Source organism: Microbulbifer litoralis, assembly GCF_023634065.1.
Lineage (GTDB): Bacteria > Pseudomonadota > Gammaproteobacteria > Pseudomonadales > Cellvibrionaceae > Microbulbifer > Microbulbifer litoralis.
In genome coordinates this window covers 180447-191351 of record NZ_JALKCV010000009.1, presented here as the reverse complement: position 1 = coordinate 191351, position 10905 = coordinate 180447, and the positions used below count along the sequence as shown (strand labels likewise).

Genomic DNA, 10905 nt, shown 5'->3' with positions numbered 1-10905 from the left:
ATTTTAACCACCCTTTGGCCGCCCCCCCGGGCCGGCCCCCCCCCTACCCCGGCCCGTTTCAACCCCCCGCCTGCAATGGCATTTCCCCGCTAAAAACGGGTCACTCGATCGATTCTGTTGTGTGATCGTATTGCGCGATACACAAGATATGTTGCATCATATCTTTTCCGGCAGAACTCTTCCCGGAACCAGCCCCAGAAAAAATAACGCACCCGCAATCCGGATCAAGCAACCCGGGTTCTGTCTTGTTTATCGACACAACAACCTGTCACGAATGTATAAATTATGAACGCACCAAAATTCCTGTTGTTAACCGCCAGCTTTTCCATCCTGAGTTTTAACGCCGTCGCCGCCGAAGGCACCAGGCTGGAAAATATCGTCGTAACGGCCAGCCGCCAGGAAACCACCCTGCGGGAGGCGCCGGCCAGCATTTCCGTGGTTACCGCGGAGGAACTGAGCCAGATCGATGCCGACGACCTGGCCGACGCGCTCACCGCCGAGGCGGGGCTGAACGTCACCTCCGTGGGACAGACCCGGCGCGGTATCAGTATCCGCGGTATGCCGGTCGAGCACACCCTGTACCTGATCGACGGCCGCCGCATCAGCTCCAGCAACAGCGTGATGGCGCACTCGGACTACGAGCTGAGCTGGCTTCCCCAGTCGGCGATCGAACGTGTCGAAGTGGTGCGCGGGCCCATGTCCTCGCTGTACGGCGCCAATGCGTTGGGAGGTGTGGTAAATATCATTACCCGCGATCCCGGCGATGCGTATTACGGCGAGCTGTCGGCGTCCGTCTCGCAGCTGGATGAGTCCAGCGCAGGCGGTTCCAACAAGGCCTCTTTCTATCAATCGGGTCCTATCAGCGACACCCTGGCATTTACTCTGGCGGGGCAGTTTTTCAATCGCGACAACCTGCCCATGGAGGAAGACGAAGCCGTCTCCGAAATCGAGCAGCGGGAATCCCGGGCCGCCCAGGGCTCCCTGCTGTGGACACCCGCCGCCGGCCAGAAAGTGCAGTTTACCTACAGCAGGAACGACGACGAGAGAGCGCGCGACGTCGCCGCCCGCGCCGGCAGTTACACCTCCATCGACGAGATCGAACGCCAGCAATACGGTCTTTCGTATCGGGGTGACTGGCGGTGGGGGCAGGCGCGGCTCAATGCCTACCAGGCGGACCTGAAGAGGGAAAACATCCGCACTAACGGCGTAGAAGCCACACGGCCCCAGGAGGTGCAGGACCGGATTATCGATGGCTACGTCGGCCTGTCACTGCACCGGGCACATCTCGTCAGCGTCGGCGGCCAGTTGCGCGAGGAAAAGCTGGTCGACACACTGGCATCAACCGATGGCGAGTCCTCCGCGACCCATCAAAGCCTGTTCCTGCAGGATGAATGGCAGCTGACGGCCCCCCTGAAAATCGTCTCCGGCGTCGGCGTGGACAATCACGAGACGTACGGCAGCGAGGTGAATCCCCGCCTGTACGCCGTCTACAACCTGAATAATGCCTGGACGCTGAAGGGTGGATACGGCGAAGGCTTCCGGGCGCCGTCCCTGACGGAACTGTCGGGGGACTACCAGGTACTGGCCGCCGGCGGACGCTTCTGGGTGGAAGGCAATCCGGACCTGGATCCGGAGCGCTCCAGAACCTATGAAATGAGCGCGGAATACGCCGCGGATACCTGGGCGATGACCGCCCGGATCTACGAGAACCAACTGGACGATCTTGTGCAGACCCTGTGCTATGTCGACTGCGGAATCCGCGGCCGCGAGCGGCGCAGTTACCAGAATGTCAGCGAATCGCAGATACGCGGGTTCGAGCTGGAAGTCAGCCGCAACCTGACCGACTCACTCCGCCTCGACGTCAACCATACCTTCCTGGAAACCGAAGACCTGGGCAGCAACGAGCCACTGGAAAACCGACCCCAGTACCGCAGCAACCTGATCCTGGCCTGGTCCCCGCTCGAGTCGACACAGCTGCGCTGGCGGGCCGAGTTTGTCGGCAAGCAATATGTCGGCGCCGACCGCTATGCCCCGAGATACAACCTGCACCATCTGGATATGAGCGTCGAGCTGACCCGTTTCCTGACCCTGTACGGCGGCATCGAAAACCTGCTCGACGAGCGACTGCTGGAAATCTCGGACCAATACAGCCTGGCCGAGCCCGGCCGCGAAATCCGACTGGGCCTGACAGCGACATTCTGAGGTAGCACCCATGGCAAGACTTAACAGGGGCGGCTGGCTGCTGATATGGTGGCTTGCCGCCTGCAGCGCTTTTGCGCAGCCTGACAAAAAACAGCTTGAGCCGATCAGGGTCGGTGTTGTCAGCAACGACTTTGTGCTACCCGGGAAAATTTCCCTGCTGCGGGAAATCGGGCAGCCCTACGGCATCGAGCTGACGGGTTATACCATCGAGCAATCCCCCGGCACGCCAAAGGCCTGGTTCTCCCGCGCCGACCTGGTGATTATCGATACCCCGCGGGGCAATGATCGCGCCCAGGTGATGGAGTTTGTCAGCGGCGCGCTGGAAACCACATCCACACCCTGGCTGGCCGCCGGCGGTGGCAGGCCAATCGGCGAAAACCTGCCACAGCGGATCATGCATCCGCTGCTGGCCTATTACAGCGCCGGTGGGGAAACCAATTTTCGCCATATGATGGCGTTTGTCCGGGCCTGGCAGAACGGCCGGGATACGTCGGCAGTGCCCCCGCCCCGCCCCCTGCCCGATGCGGGTTTCTATCACCCGCAGGCACCGGAACATTTCGCGCGGCTCGCCGATTACCTGGACTGGGGAAAAGCGCGGTGGAAAAAGGATGCACCGGTACTCGCCGTTGCGATGTCGTCCGGCAGCGTGTCCGACGGTGAAACCGCCGCCTACGACTACCTGATCCAGGCTGTCGAAAAGGCCGGCGCTGTTCCACTGGTGTTCTGGTATGACCGAGACGCGGCGCAGCCGCTGACACCGCTGATCGCCGATGCCGATCCGGTCATGCTGGTCAACACCACCCATATGATGGGTGAGCCGCTTCGGCAGGATCTGGAACGCCTGGATATTCCGGTGGTGATGGGGCTCAACTATCGCGGCGGCAGTATTCGGGAATGGCGCGACGCCACCCGGGGATTGTCCGCCGGTTCGGCCGCAGCGCTGATGATGATTCCCGAGAGCTGGGGAATGTCGGACCCGCTGGTGCTCACCGCCGTTGAAGACGGTGTGCCGAAGATGATCCCCGAACAGGTGGAGCTGCTGGTTGGCCGTTTCCTGGCCATGGCCCGCCTGCGCGACGCAAAACGCGATGCGCTGAATATCGCATTGCTGTTCTGGAATACACCCAGCGGCGAGAGGAACCTCTCCGCCTCCAACCTGAATGTACCGCGCAGTATCGAGAATATCCTGCTCGGCCTGAAAGACAGCGGATATGCCGTAGATCCGCAGGAAGAGCGGGCGATCATCTCCACGGCACAACGGCTGTTGTCCGCCTACTCCCATCCGGAAAAGCTCGATGCGCTGCTGGCCGATGGCCTCGCTGTCACACTACCCGTCGACACCTACCTGCGCTGGCTGCAGAAGCTGCCGACATCTATCGGGGAAAATGTGGATCAGGCCTGGGGCAAGCCGGAAAATCACTGGAGCGTGCGCCGTATCGACGGCGAGAATCACTTCGTGATTCCCCTGGCGCGCGCGGGCAGGCTGGCCATATTGCCACAACCACCCCGGGCCGACCAGGTCGGGCAAAGTACCCACGACCAGCTTCAGCCGCCGGGACACTTTTACCTGGCGACCTATCTCTACCTCCGTGAAAACTTCGCCGCGGATGCATTGATTCACCTGGGGACACACGGTACCCAGGAGTGGACGCCAGGCAAGGATCGCGGTCTCTGGGCCCACGATTACCCCAACCTGGCGGTGGGCAATGTGCCGGTTTTCTACCCCTATATCCAGGACAATATCGGCGAGGCAATGCAGGCCAAGAGGCGCGGCCGCGCCACTGTCATCAGTCACCAGACACCGCCGTTCGCACCGTCCGGGTTTTACGACGAGCTGCGCGATATCCACGACCTGATGCACCGCTACCTGCAGCTGGAAAGCGGCGTCGTGCGCGACACCACGCGCGCCAGCATGTTGTCGAAGGTGGAAGAGCACAACCTGCATCGCGACCTGGGCTGGACGGCGGAGGAAATCCGCCAGCGCAGCGATGCCTTTATTCCCCTGCTGCACGACCACCTGCACAGCCTGGCAAAAAGCAGCACTCCCATTGGCCTGCACCGCTTTGGCGAACCGGCGGCGATCGAACACCGGATTGCAACGGTCATGCAGCAACTGGGCAGCGACTATTATCAGGCCCTGGATCTCGACCTGAGCGAAATCTTTGCCGCAAGCTACGACGAGCTGTTCAGGGAGCCGGCGTATGAATACCTCGCTCCCTACCTGCGGGGAGAGAAAGCGCCTTCCGAGGCGGAAACAGACATCCTCCGCGAACTGATGACAAAGGCACAGGCGTATCACGAAACCCTGGTGCGCGATAACGAGATTGAGTCGTTGTTGACCGGATTGCGCGGCGAATTTGTCGCGCCCGGCGCCGGCGGCGACCCGGTGCGCAATCCGCAGACCACCAGCGGTACCAACCTGTATGCACTGGATCCCAACAAGATTCCCAGCCGCGAAGCCTATCGCGCCGCCGAGACAACCTTCGGGGAACTGGTGACGGACTACCGCGAAAAGCACGGCGGCCAATGGCCGGACAAGCTGGCATTTTCCCTCTGGTCCTCGGAAACCATCCGCACCCTGGGGCTCGGCGAAGCGCAGATCATGCATGCACTGGGGGTGCGGCCGGTGTGGGGGCGCGGCGACCGGGTCGTCGGGCTGGAGATTATCCCTGCGTCGGAACTCGATCGGCCCAGGATCGACACACTCATTCAGGCGACCAGTGTCTACCGCGACCAGTTCGACGGCGTCATGAAGAAACTGGCCCGGGTCATCGCGGAGCTGTCCCGGCGGGAAGCCGACGATGGCAATCCGATTGCCCGCAACAGCCAGCACCTGGCTTTATCCCTGCGGGAACGGGGGCTGTCCGCCGCCGAGGCCAGCCGCTACGCACACGCGAGAATCTTCAGCAATCCACCGGGCGACTATGGCAGCGGCGTCACCGACGTCGCCATGGATTCCACGGACTGGGAAGACGACAGCGTGCTCGCCGACACCTTTATTCAAAGCCAGTCCCACATGTACACCGATAGCGACTGGGGAACCCCGGTGCAGGCGCTGGGTTTGCTGGAATCCCAGTTGCAGGGTGTGGATGCGGTATTGCTATCCCGGTCCTCCAACCTGAACGGCCTGCTGTCCACCGACCATCCTTACGAGTACCTCGGCGGCCTCTCTTCGGCCGTGAAAAAGGTGTCGGGAGAAAACCCGCAGCTGTATGTATCCGACGCCCGTTCAAAAACCGCCAGTATCACCCGGGCCGAGGCTTTCCTCAGCAGCAAACTCCGTACCCGCTACCAGAACCCGCAGTGGATTGAAGGTATGAAAGCCGAAGGCTATGCCGGCACCGTGCAGATGCTGAAGATGGTCAACAACCTGTTCGGCTGGCAGGTCATGGACCGGAATATGGTGCGGGCCGATCAGTGGCAGTCGATACACGAGACCTATGTGATGGACCGGCGGGAACTCGGGCTGAACGAATGGTTTGCGGAGCACAATGCCACGGCCCAGGCGCAGTTGATCGAGCGCATGATAGAGGCGGTGCGCAAGGGCTACTGGGATGCCAGCGCAGAGACCCGGCGCGAAATGATCGAGCGCTGGCAGACGCTGGTCAACGAACTGGACGCGGATACCGGCGCGAAGAAAACCGTGGAATTCATCCGGCAGCAGGCGGCCGGCTTCGGACTGGCTGCCGCCGCAGCAGACCAGGCCGGCCAGCCGGAAGATCAGGCCGGAAACCCGGTGAAGGGACAGATACTGGAACAGGTATCAGTGGAAGCGCAGCAGCAACCCGATACCAATTGGATACTGTGGCTGGCCTGGTTTTTCCTGCTGGCCTGCTTCACTACCGGTATCGCGCGGGTCCTCTCCCACCGGCAGAACTTTTACCAAATGCAGTGGAATTAAGCGATGTTCATCAACAATCTGGAAAGTGTCTTATACCAGGTATCGGCCATATTTCTCGTGCCGTGCCTGCTGCTTATCGTCGCCGCCCTGGCCTATACCATCTATGCCCTGGGGGCCCTGCTGGCGGAGGCCGGCCTGCGCCGCAGGGGGCGGCTGGCATCCGGCCTCAGCCGCCATGCCAGCGGGGAAGGCATACGCAGCGACGACCTCGAACTCTGGATCATGCGGCGGCTCGAGTTGCTGCGGCTCACATCCCGGGTAACACCCATGCTGGGACTGGTAGCCACCCTGATCCCGATGGGCCCTGCCCTGCTCGCGCTTTCGGAAAACGATACCACCTCCGTCGGCAGCAATATGGTCGTCGCCTTTTCAGGTGTGACCCTGGCACTGATCGCCGCCAGTCTCAGTTTTGTGGTGCTGAATATCCGCCGTCGCTGGCTGTTCGAGGAGTTGCTCCTGATCGAACACGCCAGCGAGTCCGGCAACACGGGGGAGCATTGATATGGCCGGACGTTTTCTCGAACAAGACGATGACGATCCCATCCTGTCGGTGGTCAACCTGATCGACCTGTTCCTGGTGATCACGGTCATCCTGCTGATCATCGTGGTCAGGAACCCGCTCAACCCCTTCTCCAGTGAAAACGTGGTAGTGGTCGAGAACCCGGGCGAGGACAATATGACGATAACCATCAAGGACGGCGAGGAGCTGACCCGCTACGAAAGCAATGGCACCATCGGCGAAGGTGACGGTATCAAGGCGGGGGTCACCTACAAGCTTCCCGATGGCAAGATGGTGTATGTGCCCGAGTGAGTTCGGACCGGGCCATTGACCCGGAAAATTTATTTGTTTACCGGGCTACTTATGCACATATTAATAATAGCTTAAGTTCCGGAATTCAGATCGGGATGTCGCGCCTCCTGATCGCGCACTGCGTCTGCTGTGCTACGTAGGAGCCTGCCCGGCGGGCGAAAAAACGGTGCTCGAAGGCAGCACCTTCATTCGCCAGCGGGGCTGGCTCCTACAAGGTGCCACTCCATGGCTCGGCAGTATCGAAACAGGTTCCGCGGCCCCCGAAACTTGAGTTAACCCGTCACCAGCGGTGATCACAATGCGGCATCGGCCGTAGCACCCTGAAGGGCTGCCCCGGCGCGCCCGGCCGGGCGCGCCTTTCCGTTTGGCTTCAATGCACCGAGGCGCCCTATTCCGAACAGGAACACCAGCCAGCTCAGCAGCAGGGTTGCCGCCTCCTGGTATCCGAAGGATACGGGCTCCCGCGAACGCGGCGTAAAGGTCGGCTGGCTGGCGAATCCCTTGCTGCCGAAAGCCCGGTCGGTGAACAGGTAGCCGTAGTAGAAATCGCGCATCTCGCGGTGGAAGGCCTCGATCCGGTCCCGGTAGGCCAGTTGGGCCGGCAGGTCCGTGTCTGCGACGCGGTGAATGACCGCCTGCGCGCCCACGCCCGGCAACAGCCAGCCGAGCCGCTCCGTCCACTGTTGGCGCGCCTCCAGCCCCGCGCGGTAGGCTCGCACCTGTTCCGCGACACTCTCGTCGCCCACCTGGTGGAAGGCAAAATACCATTTCCAATGGAAACCGTCGGGTAGTGGTGCTGTGTCCCGCCACTCGGGATGGCTTTCAAAAAACCGGCGCATCGTCTCCTCACGGGGCACTTCCCAGGCGCCGTGCACGGCCTCGCGCTGCGCCAGCATCAGGTCCACACCCTGGTGTACGGGAATGGCACGGCTCAGGACAATATTGGCCAGGGTCGGCAGTAGCAGTGTCAGCAATGCCCAACTTCCCATCAGCACAGTGGCATTGGCATTGGCAACCGAAGACCAGCCGCGCGCGGCGATCAGCAGCGACAGCCCCACCCAGAACGCCAGGTAACTGGCGGAGATCACCAGCGCAATGGCGATCGCGAGCGGCGCTGTGCCGGATATCAGCGCCCCCGCCAGCAGCGGCAGGGCCAGGCAGGCGAAGAGCAGTCCGTAGCGCAATGCGGCGCGCCGCCGCCACAGGCGGCTGCCGCCGGGCATGGAGAGCAGCAGGCGCAGCCGCCCCGACTGGCGCTCTGCCGATACCAGGTCGTGCAACAGCGCGATGGCAAACAGCGGGGCCAGGTAGATCAGCACGAAGGCGAAATCGAAACGGCCCGGCAGTGCCAGCTCCGGATTGAAGGTCTCACCGTCATACAACTGGGCCTGCAGCCCCAGGGCGCGGATACGCAACACGTAGGGCGCGACATCGCGCAGGCCCAGCGCCATGAAGGCCGTGTCCGACGGTGGGTCCCAGGTGTTGTAAAAGGTGTAGTAGGCGGGGCTGCCGGCGTCAGCACTGTCCGCATAGCGGTCGGCCACGGCGGCGACATCCTGTTGGTGCAACACTGCCAGCCTGTCGATGGTCTGGCGCTGATGCGCCACCTGGTCCAGGCCGGACCAGACCGCCAGCGCAGCCAGCACCAGCAGTAACAGCAGTGCGCTTGTGGACAGGCGCGAGCGCAGGATCAAGCGCAGTTCATTGGAAAACCCTTTCATTGTGCCACCCTCCCCAGGCGATTGCCGGCCAGTCTCATCAGTACCGTAAAGACCGCCAGCCAGCACAGCAGTACCAGGCCCACGGGCAGCGCCCTGTGCATCACATCGGAAACCGTCGGGGCGCGGTAGTGAAACTCGGGGAAGCTCTGCCAGTGCGCGTGGGATATGCGGTTTTCCTTGTCCGGATTGGTATCGTCGACATAGTCCAGTTCTTCCGCCTGCAATCGGTTCAGGCCCTGGACCAGTTCGTAGCGGTAGTCTTCCCCCTGTTCGAGGAAACGCCGAAAATTTGCCTGGTCCGTACCCGCTGCGGCCATCGACAGTCGCCGCAATGCCAGGGCCGGGCTCAGCCAGGCGAAGTCGTCGACCATTGCATTCTGCCGCTCCTGCCGATCGAACAGCGCGTCGGCGTAGCGATTGAAGAGTTCGCTAGACAAACGCTCCCCCTCGATCGCCAGCAGCCCCTTGTAGTTGACCGGCAGATCTTCCACATTTTCCACACCATATTTTTCCAGCACGCGTTCGCGGAAAGCGGAGAAGTGCGGATCGTCGGGGTTGTGCGAATCACCCAGGGCCTTGTACTCACGCTCTACCTGAATGGCGTTTTCGAAACGCGTCGGCAGCGGCACATTGGCATTCGCCAGGTCCGGCAGCCAGCGCGGCAGCAGGATGACCAGCACGGCCCAGGCCGCCAACAGTGCCAGCAGCGCGTCGCGACCGCGTTTGAACTGGCTGGAGACCAGCACCACCAGCAACGACCACAGCAACAGCCAGCCGATATAGGCCCCCGCCAGCAACAGCGCCAGAGGCCAAGGCGCGCGGCCACTGGCCGCGAGCCAGGCCAGCGCCAACAGTGCCGGCAACAACGCCAGCCCCGCGAAGCCGGACAGCGCCAGCAGCTTGCCCGCCACGATTTGCCGACCGGCCACACCCTGCGCCAGCAGTATGCGCAGCGTGCCGGATTCCCGCTCGCGGGCCACTGCGGCGTGACCGACGAAAATCAGCAGCAGCGGTGCCAGTACCTGCAACATGAAAGCGGGCGTCAGCTGCCCGAAGCGCAGCAGCAGCGAGGACTGGCGCACATCGCCGAAGTTGGCAGTGTTCTGCCGGTGCCCTTCCAGGAACAGGGTATTGCCGGTGTAGGCATTGATGCCCGGATCGAAAGCCGCCAGCGGGTTGAGCGGGCGGAACAGGAAATGCCCGAAGTGCACCACCCGGTGGGGATGGCGGTCGGGCTGGGTTTCAAATTCCCGGTTGGCCTGCGCCTGGTAGCGCGCCCGCTCGGCACTGGCACTGCGCTGGTGTTCGTAGGCGTTGAGTACGGCCACCAGGGTCAGCAGGAGCAGCAACAGCAGCCCGGACACCGCTACCCGGTCGCGCAACAGTAATCGCCATTCCTCGCGGGCGATGCGCGCGACGACACTCATGCGGCCCGCCCTGCATAGCGCCGGTGCAGGCTGCGCACATCAAAGCGCTCGGCGCCCTCAGCGGCGACTTCCTCCTCCAGCTGCCCCGCGCCGAGGAAACCGATACGATCCGCCACTTCCGACGCCCCCAGCAGGTCGTGGGTCACCATCAGTGTGGCAATGCCCTTCTCGCGCAACAGGCCCAACAAACGATTGAACTCGTATGTGGCCTGGGGATCCAGGCCCGAGGTGGGTTCGTCCAGCAACAGCGCCGGCACCTCCCGCGCAAGCGCCAGTGCAATGGCCACTTTCTGCCGCATGCCCTTGGAAAAACCACCCACGCGGCGGTCGAAGGCCGTCGCATCCAGCCCCGCCGATGCCAGTGCCCGATCGATCCTGTCCGACCCTGCGCCCTGCCCCGCCAGGTCGAGCAGGTAGGCGACATTTTCGCGGGCACTCAACTGCTCGTAGAAGGCGACATTTTCCGGAATATAGGCCAGTTGCCGGCGCGCCTCTCCGGCGCGGGTAACCGGGTCGATGCCGTTGACCCGCACCCGCCCGCCATCCGGCACCACAAAGCCCAGGAACAGGCTCAGCGTGGTGGTCTTGCCCGCACCGTTGGCGCCCAGCAAGGCATAGACCTCACCGGGGCGAACGCCCAGATCGAGGGATTGCAGGATTGTCCGAGGCCCATAGCTCGCGGAAACCCCGGCGGCCTCGAGGACATTCGCGGAACCGTCTGCCGGGGGCCTTTTGTCCGGAGCGAAAGTGGTGTGCTCAGTATTCATGGTTCTGCACCTTTGTTCTCCATATCAGCGCATAGTTGTTGCAATTGCCTCTATGGAAATGTTATATCATATCTTA

Annotated in this window: 7 protein-coding genes; 4 read left to right on the top strand and 3 right to left on the bottom strand. The window is 62.4% G+C overall.

Translation table 11 applies throughout. The annotated features are described in order from the left end of the window. The first annotated feature begins 285 nt into the window (after window positions 1-285). Genes MWN76_RS14505 through MWN76_RS14490 form a run of 4 tightly spaced genes read left to right on the top strand, consistent with a single transcriptional unit; the run spans window position 286 to window position 6914 of the window. Window positions 286-2202, top strand: a complete 1917-nt coding sequence (locus tag MWN76_RS14505; RefSeq protein WP_250462277.1) for a TonB-dependent receptor domain-containing protein — start codon at window positions 286-288, stop codon at window positions 2200-2202. A gap of 10 nt (window positions 2203-2212) precedes the next feature. After that, window positions 2213-6103 carry a cobaltochelatase subunit CobN gene (gene cobN, locus MWN76_RS14500; protein WP_250462275.1) on the top strand — a complete coding sequence of 1297 codons (3891 nt, stop codon included), beginning with the start codon at window positions 2213-2215 and terminating at the stop codon, window positions 6101-6103. A gap of 3 nt (window positions 6104-6106) precedes the next feature. Then, window positions 6107-6604: a MotA/TolQ/ExbB proton channel family protein gene (locus tag MWN76_RS14495; protein WP_250462272.1), complete on the top strand. Its 498-nt coding sequence runs from the start codon at window positions 6107-6109 to the stop codon at window positions 6602-6604. 1 nt (window position 6605) lies between these two features. After that, entirely contained in the window at window positions 6606-6914 is a 309-nt protein-coding gene (locus MWN76_RS14490) for a DUF2149 domain-containing protein (RefSeq protein WP_250462270.1), read from the top strand. A gap of 293 nt (window positions 6915-7207) precedes the next feature. Here MWN76_RS14490 and MWN76_RS14485 read toward each other — a convergent pair whose 3' ends face one another. Genes MWN76_RS14485 through MWN76_RS14475 form a run of 3 tightly spaced genes read right to left on the bottom strand, consistent with a single transcriptional unit; the run spans window position 7208 to window position 10829 of the window. Continuing rightward, window positions 7208-8635, bottom strand: a complete 1428-nt coding sequence (locus MWN76_RS14485) for a DUF3526 domain-containing protein (protein ID WP_250462268.1) — start codon at window positions 8633-8635, stop codon at window positions 7208-7210. Then, window positions 8632-10062 carry an ABC transporter permease gene (locus tag MWN76_RS14480; protein WP_250462266.1) on the bottom strand — a complete coding sequence of 477 codons (1431 nt, stop codon included), beginning with the start codon at window positions 10060-10062 and terminating at the stop codon, window positions 8632-8634. Before MWN76_RS14480 ends, MWN76_RS14485 begins: the two co-directional genes overlap by 4 nt. Then, window positions 10059-10829 carry an ABC transporter ATP-binding protein gene (locus tag MWN76_RS14475; protein ID WP_250462265.1) on the bottom strand — a complete coding sequence of 257 codons (771 nt, stop codon included), beginning with the start codon at window positions 10827-10829 and terminating at the stop codon, window positions 10059-10061. Before MWN76_RS14475 ends, MWN76_RS14480 begins: the two co-directional genes overlap by 4 nt. Between the last annotated feature and the right edge of the window lie 76 nt (window positions 10830-10905).